Source organism: Cupriavidus sp. USMAA2-4 (genome assembly GCF_001854305.1).
Taxonomy (GTDB): Bacteria; Pseudomonadota; Gammaproteobacteria; order Burkholderiales; family Burkholderiaceae; genus Cupriavidus; species Cupriavidus malaysiensis.
On record NZ_CP017749.1, the window covers coordinates 3,138,521 to 3,161,348 of the forward strand.

At 70.2% G+C, this 22,828-nt stretch carries 20 protein-coding genes; 7 read left to right on the forward strand and 13 right to left on the reverse strand.

Annotated features, from left to right (window positions below):
* Positions 1 to 44: 44 nt before the first annotated feature.
* On the forward strand, positions 45 to 734 hold the full coding sequence (locus BKK79_RS33685; protein ID WP_071019913.1) for a GntR family transcriptional regulator: 690 nt from the start codon (positions 45 to 47) through the stop codon (positions 732 to 734).
* Between the two features lie 157 nt (positions 735 to 891).
* On the opposite strand, the gene BKK79_RS33690 is transcribed toward BKK79_RS33685, so the two are convergent.
* A complete protein-coding gene (locus tag BKK79_RS33690) occupies positions 892 to 1,077 on the reverse strand; it encodes a hypothetical protein (protein WP_071019910.1) in 186 nt (61 codons plus the stop codon).
* Positions 1,078 to 1,284: 207 nt separating this feature from the next.
* The gene (locus tag BKK79_RS33695; RefSeq protein WP_071019907.1) at positions 1,285 to 1,830 is read right to left on the reverse strand and encodes a malto-oligosyltrehalose synthase; all 546 of its coding nucleotides are present in this window, start codon (positions 1,828 to 1,830) and stop codon (positions 1,285 to 1,287) included.
* A 632-nt stretch (positions 1,831 to 2,462) separates the two neighbouring features.
* On the opposite strand from BKK79_RS33695, the gene BKK79_RS33700 reads away from it, so the two are divergent.
* Entirely contained in the window at positions 2,463 to 3,344 is an 882-nt protein-coding gene (locus tag BKK79_RS33700; RefSeq protein ID WP_084085511.1) for a MipA/OmpV family protein, read from the forward strand.
* Positions 3,345 to 3,592: 248 nt separating this feature from the next.
* Here BKK79_RS33700 and BKK79_RS33705 read toward each other — a convergent pair whose 3' ends face one another.
* The 3 genes from BKK79_RS33705 to BKK79_RS33715 all read right to left on the reverse strand — a co-directional run bounded on the left by BKK79_RS33705 (position 3,593) and on the right by BKK79_RS33715 (position 6,765).
* On the reverse strand, positions 3,593 to 4,297 hold the full coding sequence (locus BKK79_RS33705) for a response regulator (RefSeq protein WP_071019904.1): 705 nt from the start codon (positions 4,295 to 4,297) through the stop codon (positions 3,593 to 3,595).
* Positions 4,298 to 4,528: 231 nt separating this feature from the next.
* Positions 4,529 to 5,185: a response regulator gene (locus tag BKK79_RS33710; RefSeq protein ID WP_083384794.1), complete on the reverse strand. Its 657-nt coding sequence runs from the start codon at positions 5,183 to 5,185 to the stop codon at positions 4,529 to 4,531.
* Positions 5,182 to 6,765, reverse strand: coding sequence for a histidine kinase (locus BKK79_RS33715; protein WP_157128591.1), 1,584 nt, complete (start codon positions 6,763 to 6,765; stop codon positions 5,182 to 5,184). The genes BKK79_RS33710 and BKK79_RS33715 overlap by 4 nt, the downstream gene beginning before the upstream one ends.
* 210 nt (positions 6,766 to 6,975) lie before the next feature.
* Between BKK79_RS33715 and macA the strand changes: the two genes are divergently transcribed.
* Genes macA through BKK79_RS33730 form a run of 3 tightly spaced genes read left to right on the forward strand, consistent with a single transcriptional unit; the run spans position 6,976 to position 11,619 of the window.
* The gene (gene macA / locus BKK79_RS33720) at positions 6,976 to 8,184 is read left to right on the forward strand and encodes a macrolide transporter subunit MacA (protein ID WP_071040017.1); all 1,209 of its coding nucleotides are present in this window, start codon (positions 6,976 to 6,978) and stop codon (positions 8,182 to 8,184) included.
* Complete coding sequence (locus BKK79_RS33725; RefSeq protein ID WP_071040018.1) at positions 8,184 to 10,187, forward strand: MacB family efflux pump subunit; 2,004 nt, start codon at positions 8,184 to 8,186, stop codon at positions 10,185 to 10,187. The genes macA and BKK79_RS33725 overlap by 1 nt, the downstream gene beginning before the upstream one ends.
* Positions 10,180 to 11,619, forward strand: a complete 1,440-nt coding sequence (locus BKK79_RS33730; protein ID WP_232346384.1) for an efflux transporter outer membrane subunit — start codon at positions 10,180 to 10,182, stop codon at positions 11,617 to 11,619. The genes BKK79_RS33725 and BKK79_RS33730 overlap by 8 nt, the downstream gene beginning before the upstream one ends.
* A 336-nt stretch (positions 11,620 to 11,955) precedes the next feature.
* On the opposite strand, the gene BKK79_RS39620 is transcribed toward BKK79_RS33730, so the two are convergent.
* The 3 genes from BKK79_RS39620 to BKK79_RS33745 form a co-directional block, all read right to left on the reverse strand.
* Positions 11,956 to 13,383: a dipeptidase gene (locus BKK79_RS39620; RefSeq protein ID WP_084085513.1), complete on the reverse strand. Its 1,428-nt coding sequence runs from the start codon at positions 13,381 to 13,383 to the stop codon at positions 11,956 to 11,958.
* A 117-nt stretch (positions 13,384 to 13,500) separates the two neighbouring features.
* Positions 13,501 to 14,268: an aldolase gene (locus tag BKK79_RS33740; RefSeq protein ID WP_071019892.1), complete on the reverse strand. Its 768-nt coding sequence runs from the start codon at positions 14,266 to 14,268 to the stop codon at positions 13,501 to 13,503.
* Between the two features lie 123 nt (positions 14,269 to 14,391).
* Positions 14,392 to 15,378 (reverse strand): Bug family tripartite tricarboxylate transporter substrate binding protein, encoded by a 987-nt coding sequence (locus BKK79_RS33745; protein ID WP_071019889.1) that lies wholly within the window; start codon positions 15,376 to 15,378, stop codon positions 14,392 to 14,394.
* A 179-nt stretch (positions 15,379 to 15,557) separates the two neighbouring features.
* Here BKK79_RS33745 and BKK79_RS33750 point away from each other — a divergent pair, with 179 nt between their 5' ends.
* Both BKK79_RS33750 and BKK79_RS33755 read left to right on the forward strand, forming a co-directional pair.
* Positions 15,558 to 16,109, forward strand: a complete 552-nt coding sequence (locus BKK79_RS33750; RefSeq protein ID WP_071019887.1) for a helix-turn-helix domain-containing protein — start codon at positions 15,558 to 15,560, stop codon at positions 16,107 to 16,109.
* A gap of 216 nt (positions 16,110 to 16,325) precedes the next feature.
* Entirely contained in the window at positions 16,326 to 16,817 is a 492-nt protein-coding gene (locus BKK79_RS33755) for a GFA family protein (protein ID WP_071019885.1), read from the forward strand.
* Positions 16,818 to 16,851: 34 nt separating this feature from the next.
* Here the strand turns inward: BKK79_RS33755 and phaP are convergent, their stop codons facing one another.
* The 5 genes from phaP to BKK79_RS33780 all read right to left on the reverse strand — a co-directional run bounded on the left by phaP (position 16,852) and on the right by BKK79_RS33780 (position 22,821).
* A complete protein-coding gene (gene phaP / locus BKK79_RS33760; protein ID WP_071040019.1) occupies positions 16,852 to 17,391 on the reverse strand; it encodes a TIGR01841 family phasin in 540 nt (179 codons plus the stop codon).
* A gap of 635 nt (positions 17,392 to 18,026) precedes the next feature.
* A complete protein-coding gene (locus BKK79_RS33765; protein WP_071019880.1) occupies positions 18,027 to 19,574 on the reverse strand; it encodes a tripartite tricarboxylate transporter permease in 1,548 nt (515 codons plus the stop codon).
* 5 nt (positions 19,575 to 19,579) lie between these two features.
* Entirely contained in the window at positions 19,580 to 20,056 is a 477-nt protein-coding gene (locus BKK79_RS33770) for a tripartite tricarboxylate transporter TctB family protein (RefSeq protein ID WP_231908121.1), read from the reverse strand.
* Between the two features lie 647 nt (positions 20,057 to 20,703).
* Positions 20,704 to 21,444, reverse strand: a complete 741-nt coding sequence (locus BKK79_RS33775) for an SDR family oxidoreductase (protein WP_071019877.1) — start codon at positions 21,442 to 21,444, stop codon at positions 20,704 to 20,706.
* Between the two features lie 180 nt (positions 21,445 to 21,624).
* Positions 21,625 to 22,821, reverse strand: a complete 1,197-nt coding sequence (locus BKK79_RS33780) for a TolC family protein (RefSeq protein WP_071022518.1) — start codon at positions 22,819 to 22,821, stop codon at positions 21,625 to 21,627.
* Positions 22,822 to 22,828: the final 7 nt, after the last annotated feature.

Here is a 22,828-nt window from a genome sequence, read left to right on the forward strand (position 1 = left end):
CAAGCAGGTATCATCGCTGGCACAAGACCAGAAACGCTTTGCCAATGATTCCTGCCGAACTCACCGCCACCGATGGCGGTACCAACGCTTCCCTGCCGCGCGCCGAGCGCGCCTACCAGCAACTGCGCGCGGCCATCCAGGCCGGCCAGCTCGCCCCCGGCACCCGCCTGCGCGAAGTCGAACTGGCCGAGTCGCTCGGCCTGTCCCGTACCCCCGTGCGCGAAGCGCTCTCCCGCCTCGAATCGGAAGGCCTGGTGGTCAACGAACCCAATCGCGGCATGATGGTGACGCAGCTCGACGCCAGCATGGTGAGCGAGCTGTACGTGATGCGGGAAGTCCTGGAGGGTACCGCGGCGGCGCTGGCGGCCCGCCACGCCACCGATGTGGAGCTGTCTCTGCTGCGCGATATCGTCGAGCGCGACTTGGCGATTGCCGACGATCCCGTGCGCCTGGCGGCCAACAACCGGCTGTTCCACGAAACGCTGCATCGCTGTGCGCACAACCGCTACCTGCTCAAAACGCTGCGCTCCCTGCACGAATCCATGGCCCTGCTCGGCCGCAGCACGCTTGCGGTGCCGGGACGGGCACACGCCTCGTACGAGGAGCATGCCTCCCTGGTGGCGGCGCTGGAACAGCGCGATCCGGCCCTGGCCGAGCAGATCATGCGCCGGCACATCCAGCAGGCCTACAAGGTCAGGCTGTCGCTGTGGATCGAAGAGCAGGCCGGGAGCTGAAGACGGCGCCGGGCGCGTCCCGGCGCATATGACAAAGCCGGCCGGACACCTCGCGTGGAGCGGGCATGCCTGGCCGGCCTGGCTGGCAACGACGGGCCGTTGCCATGCGCTTCACCGTGCGGCCCGCGGCTGGCGGGCGGCGCGCGAAGTACTGCGATCAGCCGTTGGCGAAGGCGACCTTGGCCTTGCGTGCCTGCCCTTGCAGGCGCAGCAGGGTGCGCTGGACGGCGGCGACGGCACGCTTGATGTCGTCGACGAAGCCGAGGCGCGGGGTGCCGAGCTCGCGCTCGATCAGTTCACGTTCCAGTTGGTCGGTCAGCTTGATGTCGGATTGGGTGCTCATGGCGTTGACTCCTAGTGAATACCCTTATGGGGTTTTCCCTAATCATAGCAAAAGAATTGCCGCATCGCAGCATTAGGTAAAAGTACGTATGCGGGGAAGCAACAGGAAGGCTGCGCCGCGCGCTCCACACACCTCTTAGTGGCGCGCAAGACACCCCGGGGCGGGGCCATCCCCGGAGTCCGCCCGGGCGGCGTGGCGGGCGCCCCGTCAGGGGGAAGCCGTGGCCAGCACCTGGGTGGGGCCCGTGCCGGCCTGCGGCCGGTTGCCCGCGGCATCGCCGGCATCGTAAGGCCGGATCACCAGCGCCACGTAGCTTTCCTCGGAGATGACGACATAGGCCAGATCGGACATCACCAGTCCCACATTGCCGAGTTCTTCGCCCAGGCGGGCCAATACGAAGCGCTGCAGGACACCAAGATCCGCATCGTCGTCGAGGGTGAGCGCGACCATGCAGATGGTCAGGAAGCATTTCTCGGCAGCACCGCACAGCACCACCACTTCGTCGAGCGCACGCCCACCCGCGGCAGGCTTCACCAGCACCGAGATACCGGCGCTAGGCACCGCGCGATGCCAGCCGCGCTGCACGCGGAATGCCGGCAGCTTCAGTTCGCTGCCCGCTTGCCTGGCCACGGCATTGAAATGTTTGGTGAACTCGCCCGGGCTGATACCGAGCAGGGGTTTGGCGACCGGTACCGACGAGACCGCCATCGAGGAAGCCAGGCACAGCGTCGCAAGCGTAGTCAGCAGGTTCATCGCAGCCCCCCTGCGAGGAAGGCGTCCGTCGCACCACGCGGCGTCCCGGCCGGCCCTGGTCGGCCCTGATCGGCGATACCCGCCAGTTGCCACAGCAGGTTCCGCCCGACTTGGCGGTTGACCGGCGCGCGCCGCGCCCATGCCTGCGGCGAAACCACCGGGCCATGGTCCGGCTCGACCCGGGGCCCGTCGGCGGGCGTTGCCTCGATGTCTCTAGTAAATGCTGGCGCTTGGCGGATTGCCAGAGGTTTTTCTGACGTACCTGGGCAGGATGCATACAGCAGGCCAGGACTTTGTCGCATAACCTAGAGGATCATTCTCATAGGCGATTCGGAGCACCGGCCACTGCACGGCGCGCGTCTTCCGCGCAAGGCCACAAGGCCGGGGTATCGACGCCTCGCAGCGTGCGCCACCACGCCTCCGCCGCTGGCGGCACGCAGGATCCACAGCTAGCATGACTAGCGTGCAGCCGAGCGGCGTGCCGCGTCGTGCAAGGAGAATCGCATTGCACACTACTCCGGACCCCGACATCCTTCCGCCGCCCCCGGGGCCACCTGCGGAGCCTAGCGAACCCGTCTCTCCGCCGGTCAGCGACCCGCCGCCGGCCGAGGTACCGCCGCCGCCCGTCCAGCATGCCCGCCGCTAGACCTGCGTCGAGAGGCAGCGCCCGCAAGCGGCCCGGGCAGGCATGCCGCCTGCTGTGGCCGCTCGTTCTGCTGGCCGCCTGCGCGGCGCACGCCCAGACCCCCTCGCCGCTGGCCGAATGGCAGTACTCGGCGGGCGTTCCGCTGGAGAAGATGTTCGAGCCCGAAACGGCGCAATGGGGCATCCGCCTGGGCGCGGGAGCGATCATGCGGCCGATGTACGATGGCGCCTCGCGCTACCACATGCTGGCCGGCCCCAGCATCGACATCCGCTACCGCGACCTGCTGTTCCTCTCGACCGGCGAGGGCCTCGGCATCAACCTCGTCAGCACACCGCACTGGCGTGCCGGCATCGCGCTCTCCTACGATCTCGGCCGGCGCAGCGAGGACGACCCTGGCCATCTGCACGGCCTGCCCAACCTCAATCCCGCCCCCGAAGCGAAGCTGTTCGCCGAATACGTGGTCTCCAAGAGCTTTCCCCTGGTGCTGCGCGTGGACGCTCGCCGCACGCTGGCACCGGATGACGGCTGGACCGCGGATATCGGCGCCTACCTGCCACTGCCAGGCAGCAGCGAGACCTTCTACTGGTTCGCCGGCCCCACCGTGACCTTGGCCGATTCGCGCTACATGGCACGCCGCTTCGGCATCGACGCCGCGCAGGCGGCCAGTTCAGGCTACGCGCCCTACAGCCCCGGCGGCGGCATCAAATCGGCGGGCTTCGGCGTCAGCACCGTGTACTACCTGAACAAGCACTGGTTCGCCACCGCCGATGTCGCGTTGAGCCGGCTGCTCGGCGCGGCAGCGAACAGCCCGCTCGCCGCCAACCCGCTCGGCCTCGCCATCGATGCCTCGCTCAACTACGAGTTCTGAGTGTCGGGCTGCGCGTTCCAGCGCCTCGAGGCCGCGCCAGCTCAGCCAGGCCCAGGCCAGTACCGTGGCGGCGATGGCGAGCAGCGCCAGCGACACGGCATAGTAGGACGCCAGCGGGTGGAACCGGCCAGTCAGCGCCTCCTGGTGGAGAGCCATGGCCGCCGGTGCGTGGCGTTGCGCCTGCGGCATCAGCCGGCCCGCGCAGAAGAACACTGCCACCGCAGACAGGAACAGCCGCAGGAAGGCCTTCAACACGGCGCGCTCCGCTGTTCGCGCGCGCGTGCGAACAGGTAGCCGCGCCCCCACACGGTCTTGATGCGAGCGGGATCGCGCGGATTGTCATTGAGCTTGCGGCGCAGCCTGCCGATGCACACGTCGACGCTGCGGTCCAGCCCGTTGAAGTCGACGCCGCGCACCGCGTTGAGGAGATCGTCGCGCGTCAGCACGGTACCGGCACGGCTGGCCAGCGCCCACAGCATCTCGAATTCCATGGTGGTGACATCGACCGGGCGACCCTCCAGCACCACCGTGCGGGAACTGCGCTCGATCTCCAGCGCGTCGAAGGCCAGCCGCGGAACCTCGGCCAACCACTGCACCGGACGACGCAGCAGCGCGCGCATGCGCGCCAGCAGCACGCGCGGCTCGACCGGCTTGGCCACGTAGTCGTCGGCGCCGGCCTCCAGCCCGAGGATCACGTCGACGTTCTCGCCACGTGCCGACAGCATCAGCACCGGTACCGGAGACACCGCACGCAGGTCGCGGCATACCTGCATGCCATCGCGGCCGGGCAGCATCTGGTCCAGCACGACGATGTCCGGCGCGCTGGCGCGCACGGCCGCCAGCACGGCGTCGCCGCGGTGCACCTGGGTCACGAGGAAGCCGTGTTGACCGAGGTATTGCGCGATCAGCCGCGCGAGTTTCAGGTCGTCTTCGACAATCAAGGCTCTGGTCATCGCAGGAAAGCAGGAACGGGATACGGAAAAAGGGCGGTAGAAGACAGATGGCCGCGCTACGCAGCGGCGCCGGAAACGGGACAAGGACCCGCGCCGGCGCACCGGGCCGCCCGGCGACACCGCCGCAGGAACGAACGCTACCTTCCCGCCGCCCGCATGTCCGGGGGAAGTTGTATGAAAACTGTGGGAAAGTTTGATGTGCCGGGCCGAGCCGGGCCGGTTCACGCGGGCTCAGCCGCTGGCGCTGTCCTTCATCAATCCCTGCCGCCAGGCAAAGGCCACGGCCTCGGTGCGATCGGCCAGGTGCAGCTTGGCCAGCACGTTGCTGAGGTGCGACTTCACCGTCTTCTCGGTGATGTGCAGCGCCGCGGCGATGCGCGCATTGCTGCCGCCCTCCGCGAGCTGGCGCAGCACTTCGAGTTCGCGCTCGGTCAGTTCGGCGAAGGGATTGCGCTGCGGCTCGCGTACCCGCCGCACCGCCTGCAGAATGCGCCGCGCCACCTGCGGATGGATCACCGCCTCGCCCTGGGCGGCCCGGCGCAGCGTGCTCAGCAGCTCGTCGCCCAGCATGGTCTTGAGCGTGAACGACTGGGCGCCCGCCTCGATGGCGGCAAAGGCCAGGTCGTCCTCTTCCGATGAGGTCAGCACCACCACATGGCTGCGCGGGCTGACGGTGCGTATGCTGCGGATGGCGCTGACGCCATCCACGCCGGGCATCAACAGGTCGATCACCACCAGGTCCGGCGCGGTATCGCGCGCCAGCCCGATAGCCTCGGCGCCATCGCCGGTCTCGGCGACCACCTCGAAATCCTCGGTCAGCGCCAGCAGGCTGCGCACGCCTTGCCGCACGATGGCGTGGTCGTCGACCAGCATCACGGAAGTCTTCATGTCCTGCATCCCATCTGTTCGTCCTGCTTTCCTTCCGGGATCTCTTCCTGACTCGCATCCGGGTTCGCACCCGGCTCCATGCGGAAGGTGACGCACACCAGCACGCCCTTGCCCGGTCCGCTGCGGATCTCCAGCTCCCCCGCCGGCAGCGCCCGGGCGCGCAGCTGCATATTGGCCAGGCCCATGCCCGTGCCGCCGCCCCGATCCGGATCGAAACCGCGGCCATTGTCGCGCACCGACCAGCACGCCCTGTCGCCGGCACAGGCGAAGTCCACCTCGAGCAGGCTCGCTCCGCTGTGCCGCAGCACGTTGGCCGCCGCCTCGGTGGTCAGCAGCAGCAACTGGCCGGCCACGTCAGGCCGGGCACACAGCCGGGCCTCGTCCTGCGGCGTCAGGCGCAGCGACCAGTCGATGCCGCTGCCGCTCAGCATCAGTTCGAGGCTGTCGCGCAACGTGCCAGCCAGCCCGGCCTCGACGATGGTGGTCGCGCCGAAGCGCTGGATGATGTCGGCGAGGTCCTGCTGCAGCCGCGAGGTCAGCTGCAGCGCCGTCTGCACCATCTCCTGCGCCTCGCCCTGGCCGCCGGTCAGGTGGCGCAGCACGCTCAGCTGCAGGCCGAGCGCGAAGGCACGCTGCTTGGCGGTATCGTGCAGGTCGCGCGCCAGCCGGTTGCGCTCCTGCGCCGCCGCCAGTGCCTGCTTGACCTCGATCACCTCGCCCAGCGCATCGGCCATGCGGTCGAAACGCTGCGACAGCCGGCTCAGTTCGTCGCCGCCATGATCGTTGATGCGCAGCGCGAGATCGCCGGCGGCCCAGGTCTCGGCCGCGCGGCCGGTGCGACGGATGCGGCCGACCAGCAGCACGGCCACGGTCAGCGCCGACATGGCGCTGATGATCAGCAGATAGCACAGCAGGTCCAGCAGTTCCCCGCGCGTGAGGCGGCCGAGCATGGATAGCGGGCTGCGCGCATCCATGCCCAGCGTCAGCGTGGCGCCGGGCTCCTGCGGCGGGTGGATCGCCACTGCCAGCGTCCAGGGCCGGGTCAGGTCCTCCCAGCGCCCGGGTGGCCGCGCGTCCGGCAGCCGCCCTGCCGGACGGCCGGGCGCGGCCGCGCCCATGGCCGCTTCGAGCCGGGCGCCCGCCCGGGCGGGATACTGGCAGCCGCTGCCGTCCGCGCGCCGGTAGCGCAACGCCAGGCGCCCGTCCCGGCTGGCGCCGGCCATGCCGTCGTAGTCGGCCCACATGCGCAACTCCGGGTCGGCCATGCGCAGCAGCAGCCCGAGCATCAAGGTCTCGCACTGCGCCTGGCGCCCGGCGTCCACGCCCGCCAGCGGCCCCAGCGCCGCGGCCTCGCGGGCCATGCGCGGCGCCAGCGCCGCCGGCTCGAAGGCCCGCCGCAGTTCCCGTCCGGCGCCAGCCAGGTCCAGCACGGCCAGCAGCAGCGTGCCGGCCAGCGAGGCGGCAAGCATGGCGCCCAGGTATTTCCAGAACAGGCTGCGCCACCAGCGCGTGGCGGCGGAGGGCGGCGGGGCATCGCCGCGGCCGGCTGACGGCCGGGAGAGAACGGTGGGAAATGGCATGGGCGCCAGTATCGCCCATCGGGGAGGCCGGCGAAACGGCCTCCGGTCGGACTCAGGACTGGACTTCCGGCCGATGCGCGCGCGCGTGACCGGCGCCAAGATGCAAGCCCGACCGATGCGGTCCGGGGCCGCTTTCGCCAACCCCTTTCGCCAACCCTTTCCCCAACCCTTTCCGACGGTCAACGGTTCGCCGCCCCGTCCGCACCCCTCATGCAAGCTACTCTCTCGCGGCGCCGCCGCCTGCCTCTCCTGCTCGGCGCGCTCGGCCTGCTGGCGCTCGCCGGGGCCGGGCTGGCCTGGCGGCTCGGCACGCCGCCCCAGCCCGAATTCCTCAGTGCCCCCGTGGTACGCGGCGACCTCGAGGATGCCGTGATGGCCATCGGCGTCCTGCAGCCGCTGCGCCAGGTCGAGGTGGGCGCCCAGGCCAACGGCCAGCTCAAGTCGCTCAAGGTCAAGCTGGGCGACCACGTCAAGCGCGGCGACCTGCTCGCGCAGATCGACGCCGTGCAGCCGCACAATGTCCTGCTGCAGGCCGAGGCGGCATTGGCCGCGCTGCAGGCCCGGCGCGACAGCAACCAGGCGCGCCTGCGCCAGGCCCGCCTCGAATGGCAACGCCAGCGCGACATGCGGGCCCACGACGCCAGCGCCGAACAGGACCTGGTGGCGGCGCAAGCCGAGCTGCGCGCGCAGGAGGCCGCCCTGCGCGAGACCACCGCCGAGATCGCCCAGCAGCGCTCGCGCGTCGCCGCCGCGCGCACCGACCTCGGCTTCACCCGCATCACCGCGCCGATGGACGGCGAGGTGGTCGCGCTCAATACGCTGGAGGGACAGACCGTGGTGGCCTCCTACCAGGTCCCCAACATCCTCAAGCTGGCCGACCTCAGCACCATGACCGTGCGCGCCCAGGTGTCCGAGGCGGACGTGATCCGCATCCGCGAGCAGCAGCCGGTCTATTTCACCGTGCTCGGTGCGCCGGACCGGCGCTACCACGGCCGCCTGCGCGCGATCCAGCCGTCGCCCGAGAAAATCAACAATGCGGTCTTCTTCAATGCCTTGTTCGACGTGCCCAACCCCGACCGCAGCCTGCGCATCGACATGACCGCGCAAGTCTCCATCGTCCTCGGCGCGGTGAAGCAGGCCGTGCTGGTGCCCCTGTCGGCGCTCGGCCCGCGCAGGCCCGACGGCCGCTTCCCCGCGCGCGTGCTGCATGCCGACGGTTCGGTGGAACACCGCCAGGTCCGCACCGGCCTGCGCAACAACGTCAACGCCCAGGTGCTCGAAGGACTGCGCGAAGGCGAGCGGGTGGTCACCGGAGACAGCACCGATGCCGCCGCCCCGGCCCCGGCCTCCAACCGCGCGGCGCGGCAGGCGCGCGGCCCCGCGCTCGCGGCGCGCCCCGCAACCAGCCGGAGCGCATGATGTCCCGTCCGCCGCTCTTGCTGCTCCAGCAAGTGGAGCGCCGCTTTCCGTCCGATGCCGGCGAAACCGTTGTGCTGTGCGACGTCGGCCTTGCCATTGCCGCCGGCGAGATGGTCGCCATCGTCGGCGCTTCGGGTTCGGGCAAGTCCACCTTGATGAACATCCTGGGCTGCCTCGACCGGCCGAGTGCCGGTCGCTACCTGGTCGACGGCCAGGACGTCGCCATGCTGGACGCCGATGCGCTGGCGCAGCTGCGCCGGGAGCGCTTCGGCTTCATCTTCCAGCGCTACCACCTGATGCCCCACCTGTCGGCAGCCGGCAATGTCGAGGTCCCGGCCGCTTATGCCGGCATTCCGGCCGCGGCCCGGCATGAGCGCGCCCTGCACCTGCTCGACCGTCTCGGGCTGGGCGGGCGCGGCGCGAGTCGCCCCGGCCAGTTGTCGGGCGGCCAGCAGCAGCGCGTCAGCATCGCCCGCGCGCTGATGAACGGCGGCCAGGTGATCCTGGCCGACGAGCCCACCGGCGCCCTCGACAGCCGCAGCGGCGAAGAGGTCATGGCCATCCTGCGCGAACTGCACGCCCAGGGCCATACCATCGTCCTCGTCACCCACGACCGCCAGGTGGCCGCCTGCGCTGAACGCATCATCGAGGTGGCTGACGGCCGCATCGTCGCGGACCGCACCAACCGCCCGGCCTCGCCCGCCGCCCGCGCGGCGGCGGACAGGAGCCCGCCGGCCTCGCCGCCGGGGCCCGGCACGCCCCCCAAGGCCTTGCCCGCGCCACCCGCGGCACGCCTGCGCGGCGGCTGGCAACGGTTCACCGAGGCCTTCCTGATGGCCTGGCGCTCGATCCTGGCGCACCGACTGCGCTCGGCGCTGACCATGCTCGGCATCGTCATCGGCATCACCTCGGTGGTGGCGATCACGGCCATCGGCGAAGGCGCCAAGCGCTACGTGCTGGACGATATCCGCGCGATCGGCACCAACACCCTGGAGATCTACCCCGGCGCCGACTTCGGCGACGACCGCGCCGACAGCATCCGCACCATGGTCGCGGCCGACCTCGATGCGCTGCGCGCGCTGCCTTACGTCGACAGCGTCACGCCGCTGACCACCCGCACGCTGCGCCTGCGCCACCGCAACGTGGACGTCAACGGTGCCGTGCACGGGGTCAGCGAAAGCCTGTTCCGCGTGCGCGGCATGAGGCTGGCCGACGGCAGCGGCTTCCGCAGCGAGGACGTCCTCCGCCACGCCCAGGTGGTGGCCATCGACGAGAACACGCGCCGCAAGCTGTTCGGGCGCCAGGGCCAGGCCATCGGCAAGATCATCCTGGTGGGCAACCTGCCGTGCACCGTGGTCGCGGTACTGCGCGAACGCAAGAGCATGTTCGACGACAACAAGAGCCTCAATGTCTGGCTGCCATACAGCACCGCCGGCAGCCGGCTGTTCGGCCAGCAGCATTTCGAGGGCCTCGCCGTGCGCATCGCCGAAGGCCAGCCCGGCAAGGCCGCCGAACAAGGCGTGGTGCGGCTGCTGGCGCAGCGCCACGGCAAGAAAGACTTCTTCACCTTCAACCTGGACAGCATCGTCAAGACCGCCGAGCGGACCAGCCAGGCGCTGACCCTGCTGCTCTCCACCGTGGCAGTGATCTCGCTGGTGGTGGGCGGCATCGGCGTGATGAACATCATGCTGGTGTCGGTCACCGAACGGACGCGCGAGATCGGCATCCGCATGGCAGTCGGCGCGCGCCGTGGCGATGTCATGCAGCAGTTCCTGACGGAGGCGGTGCTGGTCTGCCTGATGGGCGGCGTCATCGGCGTCGTGCTGGCCTACGGCCTCGGCCTGGTCTTCGCGCTGGCGAGCAGCCGCTGGCAGATGGTGTTCTCCCCGCTCTCCGTGGCCGGCGCCTTCCTGTGCGCCACGCTGGTCGGCGTGGTCTTCGGCTACCTGCCGGCGCGCAAGGCCGCCCGGCTCACCCCCATCGAGGCACTCAACCGTGAATGACGCGGCAAACCCCTTCCCGTCCCCCGGCCGTCCGCGCACGCGTGGCGGGCGCCTGCTGCTGTGTGCCCTGGCCTGGGCCATGGCCGGCTGCGCCGGCCTGCGAACGCCCGTCCTCGACCCCGCGCCCGACATTCCCGCGCACTGGAGGCAGGGCACGCCTGCAGGATCCGCAGCCGCCCCGGCACCGGCACCGGCACCATCGCCGGAATGGTGGCGCAGCTTCGGCGACGCGCGCCTCGACACCGTGATCGGCGCGGCGCTGGCACGCAACCCCGACCTCGCCATCGCCACCCTGCGGCTGAGGCAGGCGCGCCTGCGCGCCCGCCTCGCCGGCACCGACCTGTGGCCGACACCCGGCGCGAGCCTCCAGGCCAGCCGCCGGTGGGGCCTGGACGGCCAGGCGCGGCGCGACGCGGGCGAGCTGAATGCCACCGTGGCCTACGAGCTGGACCTGTGGGGACGGCTGGCTCAACTGCGCAGCGCCGCCGAATGGGAGGCGCAGGCCAGCCAGGCCGATCATGAAGCCGCCGCCATCGCCCTCGTCGCCACCACGGCCACACTCTACTGGCGCGCAGGACTGCTCAACGAACGCATCACGCTCTCGGTACTCAGCCTGGCCGATGCCCGCGCCACGCTGGAACTGGTGGCCGCGCGCCACCGCGCCGGCGCCGCCGCCGGGCTCGACCTGGCCCAGGCCCGGCAGCAACTGGCCGACCTGCAGGCCGAGCATACGCTGCTGGAACAGGCGCGCACCGAGAATCGCCACGCCTTCGCCATCCTGTTCGACCGGCCGCCCGGGCAGGCGGCCGCCGAACCCGAGCGCCTGTCCTCCGCACCGCCCCCCGCGGTCGAGGCCGGCCTGCCGGCCAGCCTGCTCGGCCGCCGCCCTGACCTGCGCCAAGGTGAGGCGCGCCTGCGCCGCGCCCTGGCCGAAGCCGATGCGGTGCGCGCCGGTTTCTACCCCAGGCTGACGCTGACCGGCGTGCTCGGCAGCGCCAGCGCCGACCTCGGCTCCCTGTTGCGCGACCCGACCGCCCTGCTCGGCGCCGGGGTGGAACTGCCCTTCCTGCGCTGGTACCGCATCGAGCCGGCCATCGGCGTAGCCCAGGCCGAGTACGAAGAAGCGGTGGTGCGCTACCGCAAGACCCTGTACACCGCTTTTGCCGAGGTCGAAGACGCATTGGCGGCACGCGCGCAACTGGCCACGCGGGGCACACGGCTGGACCAAGCGCTGCGTGCCGCCGAGCAGGCCGAAACCCTGTCCGGCGTGCGCTATCGCGCCGGCGCCACGGCGCTGCAGCCATGGCTGGATGCAAAGCACAAGCGCCGGCTTGCCCAGGCCGCGCTGGCGCAGACGCGGTTCGACCGGCTGGTCGCCACCATGGCGCTCTACAAGGCATTGGGCGGGCCGGCCGAGCTGGCGGCGCGCTGAGTGGATAAGGATGCGGGCCTATTCCAGGGCCGTTCGAAGACGCACGGCAGACTCCCGACACAATCGCCGGGTGGCCGCAAGCAGACATCCGGGCGCGACAGGCGCCGCAGGCCTCACATCTAGGCCGGGGGCCGTCCGGGAAGGCATTCCGCGCCGCCATCTTTGCCACCCGGCCTTGCATTTGTTGACAGTCGCCCCAGGCCCGGCTGACTACACTGCAATCAACCCTTGGTGGCTCCCGGGGGCCCAGGAAACCCATATCGCCAGGCACTGACCCGCCTGGCGTTTTTTTTGTGCGCACCGTGCAGCGGCAATGCCGGCCCCCTTGCGCTCGCGCTATCCGACCGAGGCCTCGAACACCCGCCGGTAGTTGCCGCCCAGCAGCTTGTCCAGCTCCGCCGGACGGAAGCCGCCTGCCAGCAGCGCCTGTGCCAGCGCCGGCAGTTGCGCGTAGCTGCGGAACACCGGCGGCGAGATGAAGCCCAGCATATCGCTGCCCAGGCCCACGTGGTCCACGCCGACCACGTCGACCATCCGCTTGATGCCGTCCGCCATGCCCGCCAGGTCGCGGAAGGACCCGGCGCTGGGCCAGACGCCGATCACACCGCCGGTACCGGCGATCACGCGGGCGTGGTCCGGCGAGACCAGCCGGCTGCGCGCGCCGGGATGGGCCGCCAATGCGGTATGAGACAGCACCAGGGGCTTGCTCGACACCGCCGCCGCCCGCTTGACCAGGTCGTAGGTGCCGTGCGCCACGTCGACCACCAAGCCGAGCGCATTGCAGCGGCGCACCACGGCCGCGCCGAAATCGCTCAGGCCTCCATGCACCGGCGCTTCGCTCTGGATGTCTCCCAATTCGTTGACGCGGTAGTGCGTCAGTTGCAGGTGCCGCAGCTGCTGCTCCGTGTAAGCCTCGTCGACCCGCTCGATGCGGCCCTCGAGGAAATCGGCCCCCTCCGCCGCCAGGATCACGCTCGGGCCGGCCGGGGCCAGCCTGGCGAGCGAAGCGGCGTCGGTGACGACCTGCAGCTTCTCGTGGGCGATCAAGGCCCGTGCCCGCGCGAACTCGGCCTGGCCGAGCGCATGGAGCTCGCCCGGCTCCGGCTTGCGCCACGGCTCGAAGCTCCGGCGGCTGGCGGACACCCGCGTGACCGTGGTATCGGTGACGATGGCCAGGCAGATCACCTGCATGCCGCCGGCCCGCATGGGCGCGGCGAGTGGCAGGAAGGGGCGCCGGTCGCCGAGCGCCGGGTCGCGCGACACCGTGACGCGGCCGCCGTGGCTGTGCATGTCGATGGTCAGTGCGCCCGGCGCGGGCTGCCAGGCGGGCGCCGCGGCCTCGCCCGGCGCAGCGGCGTCCGCATCGGATGCGAAGGGTCCGCGCGCGCAGGCGGCCAGCCCGAGCGCCGCGCCGGCGGCGAGGAACACCCGCCGGCCCGGCATGGCCGGTGCCGCGTCGATCAGTACGGCGCCATCCAGGCGATAGCGCCACGCCTCGGGATCGTCGCCCCCGCTGCGCAGCCAGCCACGCAGCACGATGGCCCGCCCCGTCACCGCCACCGGCAGCGCCGCCCGGATTTCCATGCAGGCCTGCGCGTCTTGCGGCAGGCCAGGACCGCAGCAAGGCGCCTCGGCAACCAGCAGGAAGCCGTCCACCGCGCGAGCCGCCGCATCGGGCGGGATCATCCAGCCGGCGATCTCGACCTGCCGGCCTTCGAATCGGCCCGCACTGCCCGCATGGACCTCTGCCCACTCCAGTTTCATGCCGTGTCCCCCGGTGCCTGGCGATGTGCCCGGCCGCGCCGCCGGGTGGGCAGAGCATAGCGCCACCGCCCCCGGGCAGGCAAACCCGCACGGCCGCCGCCGGCATCGGGGCCGGGCTCAGGCGCCGCGCAGGGCCCGCCGGGCGTAGTACTCGAAGGTCAGTTGCGAGCGGCGCGGCGTCAGGATCCAGTCATGTGCCTCCTGGGCCAGGGCCTCGGGCAACGGCCGGATGGCGCCCGCCGACATGGCGGCCAGCTGCATCTTCGCCGCGCGCTCGAACAGCAGGGCCATCACGCACGCCTCCTCCACCGACGCCGCCGCCACCAGCAGCCCGTGGTGGGCCAGCAGGATGGCGCGCTTGCTGCCCAGCGCGGCCGAGATGATCTCGCCCTCCTCGTTGCCGACCGGCACGCCGGGCCATTTCTTCAGGAAAGCGCAATCGTCGTAGAGCACGCAGGTATCCATATGCGACACCACCAGCGGCACCTCCAGCATGGCCAGCGTCGCCGCGTGGAAGGGGTGGGTATGGATGACGCAGCGCACGTCCGGGCGGGCACGGTAGATCCATGAGTGGAAGCGGTTGGCAGGATTAGGCATGCCGTCGCCGTCGAGCACGCGCAGGTCTTCGTCGACCCGCAGCAGGTTCTCGGCGGTGATCTCGTCGAAACCCAGGCCCAGGCGCTGGGTGTAGTAGCTGCCCGGCTCTTCGGCGCGCGCGGTGATCTGGCCGGCCAGGCCGGAGTCGTGGCCGCCGTCGAACAGGATGCGGCAGGTCAGCGCCACCTTCTCGCGCAAGGTGCGCTCCGGAATCGACAGCTTCGACTGCATGTCGGCCTGGGCGCGGGAGATCAATTCGTCTTTCTTCAGGGTAAGGGTATCGGCCATGGTCTGGATGGTTTCTCTGCTAGGTATTCCTGGATCGTTCGGATCGTTCAGCTTGTTCAGGTCGACGGAAGATTCTGCGGGGCCGCACCCGGCGGCCCCTGGCAAGTCACGCTGCCGGCCCGCTCATTCCGCCGTGATGCGGGCCGCGCTGACCACCGCCGCCCACTTGGCCTTCTCCGCCTGCATGACCTGCGCATACTCCTGCGCGCTGCCACTGTATGGTTCGCTGCCCTGTGCGGCCAGGCGGGAACGCAAGACGGGACTGGCCAGGGCGGCGCGCAGCGCCACCGACAGCCTGCCCACTACCTCCGGCGGCGTGCCGGCCGGCACGTACAGCGCATTCCACGAACTGACGTCGAAGGCCGGCAGGCCGGCCTCTTTGCTGGTCGGCACACCGGGCGCGCCCGGCAGGCGCCGGGGGCCGGCCACCACCAGCGCCCGCAAGCGCCCTGCGTCCACCTGCGGCAGGATCACCGGCGCAGCATCGAGCACCACGCCGACATTGCCGCCGATCGCCGCATTGACGGCCTCGGCGCCGCTCTTGAAGGGGATGTGTTCCAGCTTGATCCCTGCGCTCTGCTTCAGCAGTTCGATGCCGATATGGGGTGCGCTGGCATTGCCGGCCGAGCCATAGTTCAGCGCGCCGGGATGCTGGCGGGCGTAGCCGACGAATTCGCGGAAATCGCCGGCCGGCACGGCGGCGCCGACCGCCAGCAGGAATGGCGAGCGCGAGACCAGGCCCAGCGGCACGAACTGGGTATCGGGCGCATAGGGCAGCCGGCCCTTGGCGTAGATCAGCGGGTTCACGACCTGGGTGCCCACCGTGCCCATGAATACCGTATAGCCATCGGGCGCGGCGCGCGCGGCGGCCTGGGCCGCGATCACGCCGCCGGCGCCCGGCCGGTTCTCGATCACGACGCCCTGCCCGAGGCTGCCGCCCCAGGCCTGGCCAACGAGGCGCGCCACACTATCGGTGATGCCGCCGGCGCCGAACGGCACCACCAGGCGGATCGGCCGGTTCGGGAAAGCCTGCGCGCCGGCGCCGGGCGAGACGAGTGAGGTGAGCAGGCAGGCTGCGGCCAGGGCCGCGATCAAGGGGGGCGCTTTCATCGGAGTCTCCATGGGAAATCAGGCGTTCGATCACACCGGGCTGTCACGCCAGGTATGACACTTCATCTTTTATATGACTCAGTGTGTCCCTTGGAAAACAAGATGTCAAGAAGGACATCAGCGTCCGGTGTTGGCCGCGCGGCGGATATAATGCGCGGGTCGCTTCCTCTCGCCCCCTCATGGTCAACCTGCCGCATCGCCTCCGCACCCTCCGCCGCCAGCGCGGCCTGTCGCTGGAAGCGCTCGCCGAGCAGACCGGCCTGACCCGCAGCTATCTTTCCAAACTGGAACGCGGCCTCAGCTCTCCCTCGATCGCCACGGTACTCAAGATCGCCCAGGCCTATGGCATGGGCACAGGACACCTGCTGGGAGACGCGCGCGACAGCGCCGAGGAAGTGGCCTGCGTTTCCCGCGCCTCGCAGCGCGAGCCGCTATCGCGCGAGGGGGAATCGCACGGCTACCGCTATGAAGCCATCGCGGCAGCACGCAAGGTCAAGGCCATGGAGCCCTTCGTCATGCACCCGCCGAGCGACTTCCCCGACGAGGCAAGGGTCGCGCACAGCGGCGAGGAATTCCTGTTCGTGCTGAAGGGACAAGTCGAGGTCCAGCTGGGCGAGGAACTGGTGACACTGGCCAGCGGCGATGCACTGTATTTCGATGCCGACCTGCCCCACCGCGTGCGCAGCGTCGGGAGCGCCCGGGCCGAAGTGCTGGTCACCACCACCCGATAGTGTCGTACGTCTTCCATCCGTGGAAGAACACGGGCCGTCGAGAAGCCACCTCCAAGCCGCCTCCAAGTCGCCGCTAAATCGTCCTTAGGTCGTCTTAGGTCGTCCTAAGTCGCCTGTCTATCGCGTCCGGGCGGGCACAGGACGGAGGTTTGCCGGGCCAGGCCGGGTGCCGGCGGACTAGAATCGATCGGCAAGCCAGTCACTCCGGAGACGCCGATGCATCTCGAAGGCTCCTGCCATTGCGGCGCTGTCCGCTTCCAGCTGGAAGCGGACAGCCCCTACCCCTTCATGCACTGCCACTGTTCGATCTGCCGCAAGACCGCGGGCAGCGGCGGCTACGCCATCAATCTCGGTGGCGACGCCCGCACCCTGCGCGTGCAGGGCCGCAAGCATCTCGGCATCTATCACGCCGTGCTGCGCGAACGAGGCAAGCGCGCCACGCGTTCGCCGGCGGCGCGCCATTTCTGCCGCGAGTGCGGCAGCCCGCTCTGGTTGTGGGACCCGCGCTGGCCGGAACTGGTCCATCCGCATGCCTCGGCAATCGACACGCCGCTGCCCAGGCCGCCGGAGGTGGTCGAGGCGGCGCTGGACTACGCCGCGCCCTGGGTGGACGTACCGCGTGGCGCGGGCCACGTCGCTTGCCGTACGTGGCCCGCCGAGTCCTTGCACGACTGGCACCAGCGCCACGGCCTGCTGAGCCCGGGCTGAAGCGCAGCGCGCGCGGCGGGCAGACCCGCCGGACTCAGGCCTTGCTACGCGACGTGCCGGTGGCCGCCGCGGCGGCCGTGTCGAGATGGCTGACGGCGGCTTCGCGCGCCTGGTGCGCGACCTGGCGCAGCGCACCGAAGGCGCCGCTGGTGGCATTGGCGGCGGCCTGCAGCAGGGCGGTGGCTGCCTCGGTGCCGACCGGCGCGTTCTTGACGAAGGTCTCCGCGAAGGCCTCCAGCGCGCGGCCATACTGCTCGCAGTGCGCTTCCGCCACGTGGGCGAAGCCGGCCTGCGTACCGGCAGCGATATCGTAGACGTGGCGCGCGTAGGCCAGGGCCTTCTCCGTCGCCGGCTGCAGCGAGGCTCCCTGTGCCAGGGCCGCGCTGCCGCCGTCGCTGCCGTCCAGCGCCGCGATGGCCTGCTCCCGGCCTTCGGCAAGCGCCGATTTCGTCGCCTGGAGATTCAACTCGGTCAGCTTCTGGATACCCTCCAGCGCCGTGTTCGCCATGGCGAGCAGGCTGTTCAGGTGGGCCTGCTGGGCGGCCAGCAATTGTTCGGACGCGAAAACAGACATGGACTCCCTCTCCCTGCGATGGGCCGGTGCGGAACGCAGCCGGCAGATTGGTTTCGGGTTGGCTTCAGCTTGGCTTCGACGCGCCCGCCCTGCGGCAGCGCGACGGCACGGACGAGCGCGGAACAGCGCATGGCGCACCGCAACATCCGACACGCGATTCTAGAGCACCGCACGTCCGTTTTGCTCGGGCCGCCGGCTCAGGACATACCCCGATATGGCTGCGCCCCCGGCCCGCCTCGCCGATCTCCCGCAGCGCGTGCAAACGCCTGCAGCCCGGGTATTGCCGCGAGCCGCGCGGCGAACGCGGTGCAACATGAATCATCGCGTATGGCGTAGAGGTATGGCCGGGACACCGAAAAATTTCATATCGGCACCCCTGAAAGAGTCAATACGATACCCCCCGATCCGGGCATTGCCGAAGCCGTCAGGCAGGCGATGCCCGCGGCCAGGACAACACCCCCGGCTGCGTCCCAGGCCGCTCCCGGGTGGCGCCCCAAAAGAAAAACGCACCAGCCCGCTTGGCGGCCTGGTGCGTCGGCAGGAGTGCCGGCCGGCGCAACGCTCGCGGACCGTGCGTCGTGGCCGCGGACGGCAAGACTTGCCGCCGTCCACGCCTTCCTCGCAGTACTCGGTACTTATTCGCCGGCGACGAACTGCTCGCCGTCCAGCATGGTGGTGCGCTGCTGCCTGGCGCGACGGCTGCCGCGCCAGGCCGAGTAGGTCACGCCGATCACCAGCAGGGCCGACATGACCACGAAGGCGCAGCTGATCGGGCGCTCGACGAACACCATCATGTCGCCGCGCGAGAGCAGCAGCGAGCGGCGGAAGTTCTCTTCCACCATCGGCCCCAGCACGAAGCCGAGCAGGATCGGGGCCACCGAGAACTCCAGGTACATCAGCAAGGCGCCGATCACGCCGAAGGCCAGCACTTCCCAGATCTGGAACAGGCTGTTCTGCGTGCTGAACACACCTACCACGATGAAGAACATCGCCGACGGGAACAGGTAGCGGTAAGGCACCTGCAGCAGCTTGACCCACACGCCGATCAGCGGCACGTTCAGCACCATCAGGATCACGTTGCCGATCCAGAAGCTGGCCACCAGGCCCCAGAAGATGTCCGGGTGGTCGCTGATCAGCTGCGGCCCCGGGGTGATGCCCTGGATCATCAGCGCGCCGAGGATCAGCGCCATCACCGCGTCGCCCGGGATGCCCAGGCTCATGGTGGGGATGAAGTCGACCTGGGTCTTCGAGTGCGCCGAGGCTTCGGGCGCGGCCACGCCGGCGATCATGCCGGTGCCGAACTTCTCCGGCGTCTTCGAGATCTTGCGCTCCAGCGCGTAAGCGATGAAGGTGGTGATGGTCGGGCCGGTGCCGGGCATGGCGCCGAACAGCGTGCCGACGCCGGTGCCGCGCACCATCGGCCAGAACGCCTGCTTCATTTCGGCCATGGTCGGACGCATGTCGCGGATGCGCAGCGTGGTCTTGGCCGTCACGGTCTTCATGCGGTTGACGTTGAGCAGAAAGTCGGCCACGCCGAACAGGCCCATCGCGATCGCCACCAGTTCCAGGCCGTCGCTCAGTTCAGGAATGTTGAAGGCGAAGCGGAAGGTGCCGGTGTTGACGTCGGTACCCACCACGCCGCACAGCAGGCCGAACAGCGTCATCGCCACCCCCTTCAACGGGGAGCCGCGCGACATCGTCGAACCGGCCAGCAGGCCCAGCAGCATGATCGAGAAGATCTCGGTCGGACCGAACTTGAACGAGATCTCGGTCAGCAGCGGCGAGCAGAAGATCATCACGATGATGCCCACCGAGGCGGCGAAGAACGAGCAGATCATCGTGATGCCCAGCGCCGTGCCGCCGCGGCCGGCGCGCGTCAGCGGGTAGCCGTCCAGGCAAGTCACCGCGTGCGGCGGGTGCGAGGGCAGGTTCAGCAGGATCGCGCCGATCGCGCCGCCGTACTGCGAGCCGTAGAAGATACCGGCCAGCATCAGAATGGCGGGAACCGGGTGCATGACGTAGGTCAGCGGCAGCAGGATGGAGATCGCCGACAGCGCGCCCATGCCGGGCAGCACGCCGATCAGGTTGCCCATCAGCACGCCGAAGAACGACCACATCAGGTTGGTACCCTGGAAGGCGACGCCGAAGCCGAACCAGAGGTCGTGAAGTGCATTCGATACCATGGTGCTTACGCCCCCCAAGCGAACAGCGGCAACTGCAGTTGCAGCGCCCACCAGAAGACGACCACCGCCACCACGCACATCGCCGCAGCCAGCACGACGGCTTGCTTGACGGTATTGCTGCGGTCACCCAGGGCCGAGATGAAAACGATGGCGAAGGTCGCTGGCACCAGGCCGCCGAACTTGCCGAACAACAGGAAGGCCAGCACGCCGACGACGATGGCGACGGCGCCGCGCAGGTCGGGCAGGTCATGGCTGTGGCCCGGCGCGCCCTTGGCGGATTCGGTGGCGTTGCGGGCCGACACGGCGATCAGCACGCCCACCAGCGCCAGCAGCGTGCCGACGGCCGCCGGGAAGAACCCGGGACCCATCTGGCGCAGCGTGCCGACGCGGTATTGCATGCCGGCGACGACCGCAGAGAGCCCGATCAGCGTCATCAGCGCGCCGCCGTAGTAGTCCTTCTTGAACTTGGAAGGCTTGCTCATTGCCGTGCCTCCCTCGCCGCCGACGGGCACGTGCCCGCCTTCAGCCGGACCTGGGCCGACCGATGTGAATGGATGGTTTGATGCATGGGGTTTCCTCTAGTCTCCTGAGTCACCAGCGGCCATTTCGGCTGCGCTGCGGATCGTCGCAGCGGAAATGGGCCGGCGTGCGGAGTCTATGAAGAGCAGCTTCCAAACCCCTTTCTGGTGGCTTGCAAACGGCTTTCGAGCGTCCGCGAAAGCACGGATATTTGACGGATCAAGGGAAAACCCCGAGTGGGGAGCGCGCCGCCAACATCACATCCCGGCGACCAAGGATCTGCTGCGGCCTGGCGCCGCTGCAGAGCACTCCGCATCTCGCATGGCGCGCGCCTGAGCAAGAAGCTCCCGGCGCAGCGCAAAGCGAACGGCGTAATCGCCTGCGCGGCGAGCGGAACGACGAGCAATGAGACGACGCGCAGGCCATGCATGCCGCGCCATGCACCTAGTGCACGGCGCCAGAAAAACGCGCCCCCCGGGCGACGGTGCATGCCGGCCGCAGGCACGGCGGCACAGCGATGGCGAGCCTTTGCAACGACGCATCGGACCAGGTTGGCTCAGCGCTGCGCAGGTCGGCAGGCCGCGGCGCCACCGCGCCTGCCCGCCCGGGCTTACCAGCGCTCCATCCAGGGCCGCAGGTCGAGTTCGAAGGTCCAGGCGTCGCGCGGCTGCTGGTGCAGGTGCCAGTAGTTCTCGGCAATATGATCGGGGTTCAGGATGCCGTCCTGGTCCTTGAGCGCGTAGCGCTCGGGGAAGTTGCTGCGGATGAATTCGGTGTCGATCGCGCCGTCCACCACCACATGCGCAACGTGGATATTGCGCGGCCCCAGTTCGCGCGCCATGCTTTGCGCCAGCGCGCGCAGCGCGTGCTTGGCACCGGCGAAGGCGGCGAAGTTGGCCGCACCACGCAGCGCCGCGGTGGCGCCGGTGAACAGGATCGTGCCCCGCTCGCGCTGCACCATGCGCCGCGCCACCTCGCGCGCATTGAGGAAGCCCGAGAAGCAGGCCATCTCCCAGATCTTGAAGTACTTGCGCGCAGTCTCGTCCAGCACGGAGCTGGGCACATTGGCACCGATATTGAAGACCAGCACTTCGATCGGGCCGATTTCCGCCTCGATGCGCTCCACCAGGGCGGCCACCTCTTCTTCCTTGCGCGCATCCGAGCCGAAGGCATGCGCGCGGCCGCCGGCGGCGCGGATGCTGTCCACCAGGGGCTGCAGCTTGTCGGCAGAGCGCCGCGTGACGCACACCGTCAAGCCACCGGCGGCGAAGCGCCGCGCGATGGCGCCGCCCGTCGAGTCGCCGGCGCCGATCACCAGCGCCACCCCTTGCTGCTGCGATTGTCCAGACATCGCGTCTCCTCCTTTTTTCTAAACGATCGTTAAGTAAAGCGACGTTATGCCTTGCGCGGCCACCTGTCAAGGGTGGCCGCGCAGGGAAACGGCAGCAGCGCGCCAGGCACGCGGTGCCCCGCCCGGACCTTGCGGCACCGCGCGGGGACGTGCCCTGCTCAGTCGTCGCTCAGTCGTCGCTCAGTCGTCGAAGTCCCAGAGCCGATGCAGGTCGAGCTGCAGCCGGGTGTCCGCCTCCAGCGCGTCGACCCGCGCCAAGCGCTCAGCCTGTTCGCTGTCGGCAAGATTGCGCCGCACCACCAGCAGCTCGGTCAGCCCCGCCTCCCCTTCGGCATAGGCGCGCCCGCTGCGCGCGGCCGCGCTGCGCTGCAGGGCCAGCGCCTGTGCCTGCGCCTCGGCCGCGCTGCGCTTGCCCTGCAAGGCGTGGTAGAGCTGCTCGAATTCCGCCCCCACCTTGCGCTCCACCGCCAGGCGCCGCCGCGCCGCCCCCTCGGCGTCGGCCGCGGCGGCGGCGGCGTTGCTGCGACGCGCCGCCGAGCCGAGCGGCATCGACACGCTGACACCGGCGATGCGCTCGGCTCCGCCGCGTTCGATGGTGACGAAGACGCCCACGGTGGGATCGGGGTGGCGTTCCAGGTCGATCCGCCGCGCCTGGCGCTGCGCCTGCAGTTCCTGCGCCTGGGCCAGCAGGAACTCGTGGCTGCCGAGCAGGTATTGGTTGCGCAATTGCGCAGCCGGCTCGGCCGGCATGTCCGGCAGCGCCGGCGTAGCGACCAGGGCTGCCGGCACCCCCAGCTCGGGGAAGCGCGCGCGCAGTTCCGCCTGCGCCGAGGCTTCCGCGGCACGGGCGGCCGCCAGGGCCGCCGTGGTGCGGGCGCGTTCCGCCAACGACAGTTCATGGTCCAGGCGCGCCGCATCGCCCGCCCGCAGACGGCGCTCCGTCACGCGCGCCAGCTCGGCCGCCAGCACATCGGCCGCCTGCGCCGCCGCGCGCGCCTGCTGCGCCCGCAGCGCGGCGAACCAGAGCGCAAGGACCTGCCGCGAGGCCTCGTGGCGTGCGTCCATCGCCGCCAGGCGCCCCGCCTGTTCTGTCACGTCGGCCAGATCGGCATCCGCGCCCGACTTGCCCCACAGCCGCAACGGTCGCTCCAGCAACAGTTGCCCCTCGGCAAAACGATCGGACGGGTCGCGCACGCGACGGCCCTGGGCCGTGGTGCGCAGCACGGTCTCCGCATTGCCGGCGCGGATGCCGCCAGCGCGCGCCAGCATCGCCTCACGCGCGGCTTCGGCCGCCTGCACGTCGGGCGCCTGCCGCACGGCTTCGCGCACCGCCGCCTCCTCCGGCAGCCATGCCGCCGCGGCCTGGGCCCAGGCCATTCCGGGC

Excerpts from the sequence above, each read along its gene's own strand:
- BKK79_RS33685 (WP_071019913.1), top strand. The coding sequence starts at position 45 with ATGATTCCTGCCGAACTCACCGCCACCGATGGCGGTACCAACGCTTCC.
- BKK79_RS33780 (WP_071022518.1), bottom strand. The coding sequence starts at position 22,821 with ATGGCCTGGGCCCAGGCCGCGGCGGCATGGCTGCCGGAGGAGGCGGCG.
- BKK79_RS33700 (WP_084085511.1), top strand. The coding sequence starts at position 2,463 with ATGCCCGCCGCTAGACCTGCGTCGAGAGGCAGCGCCCGCAAGCGGCCC.
- BKK79_RS33725 (WP_071040018.1), top strand. The coding sequence starts at position 8,184 with ATGTCCCGTCCGCCGCTCTTGCTGCTCCAGCAAGTGGAGCGCCGCTTT.
- phaP (WP_071040019.1), bottom strand. The coding sequence starts at position 17,391 with ATGTCTGTTTTCGCGTCCGAACAATTGCTGGCCGCCCAGCAGGCCCAC.
- BKK79_RS33765 (WP_071019880.1), bottom strand. The coding sequence starts at position 19,574 with ATGGTATCGAATGCACTTCACGACCTCTGGTTCGGCTTCGGCGTCGCC.
- BKK79_RS33750 (WP_071019887.1), top strand. The coding sequence starts at position 15,558 with ATGGTCAACCTGCCGCATCGCCTCCGCACCCTCCGCCGCCAGCGCGGC.
- BKK79_RS33775 (WP_071019877.1), bottom strand. The coding sequence starts at position 21,444 with ATGTCTGGACAATCGCAGCAGCAAGGGGTGGCGCTGGTGATCGGCGCC.
- BKK79_RS33705 (WP_071019904.1), bottom strand. The coding sequence starts at position 4,297 with ATGACCAGAGCCTTGATTGTCGAAGACGACCTGAAACTCGCGCGGCTG.
- BKK79_RS33745 (WP_071019889.1), bottom strand. The coding sequence starts at position 15,378 with ATGAAAGCGCCCCCCTTGATCGCGGCCCTGGCCGCAGCCTGCCTGCTC.
- BKK79_RS33755 (WP_071019885.1), top strand. The coding sequence starts at position 16,326 with ATGCATCTCGAAGGCTCCTGCCATTGCGGCGCTGTCCGCTTCCAGCTG.
- BKK79_RS33710 (WP_083384794.1), bottom strand. The coding sequence starts at position 5,185 with ATGAAGACTTCCGTGATGCTGGTCGACGACCACGCCATCGTGCGGCAA.
- BKK79_RS33715 (WP_157128591.1), bottom strand. The coding sequence starts at position 6,765 with ATGCCATTTCCCACCGTTCTCTCCCGGCCGTCAGCCGGCCGCGGCGAT.
- BKK79_RS33740 (WP_071019892.1), bottom strand. The coding sequence starts at position 14,268 with ATGGCCGATACCCTTACCCTGAAGAAAGACGAATTGATCTCCCGCGCC.
- BKK79_RS33690 (WP_071019910.1), bottom strand. The coding sequence starts at position 1,077 with ATGAGCACCCAATCCGACATCAAGCTGACCGACCAACTGGAACGTGAA.
- BKK79_RS39620 (WP_084085513.1), bottom strand. The coding sequence starts at position 13,383 with ATGAAACTGGAGTGGGCAGAGGTCCATGCGGGCAGTGCGGGCCGATTC.
- BKK79_RS33770 (WP_231908121.1), bottom strand. The coding sequence starts at position 20,056 with ATGAGCAAGCCTTCCAAGTTCAAGAAGGACTACTACGGCGGCGCGCTG.
- macA (WP_071040017.1), top strand. The coding sequence starts at position 6,976 with ATGCAAGCTACTCTCTCGCGGCGCCGCCGCCTGCCTCTCCTGCTCGGC.
- BKK79_RS33695 (WP_071019907.1), bottom strand. The coding sequence starts at position 1,830 with ATGAACCTGCTGACTACGCTTGCGACGCTGTGCCTGGCTTCCTCGATG.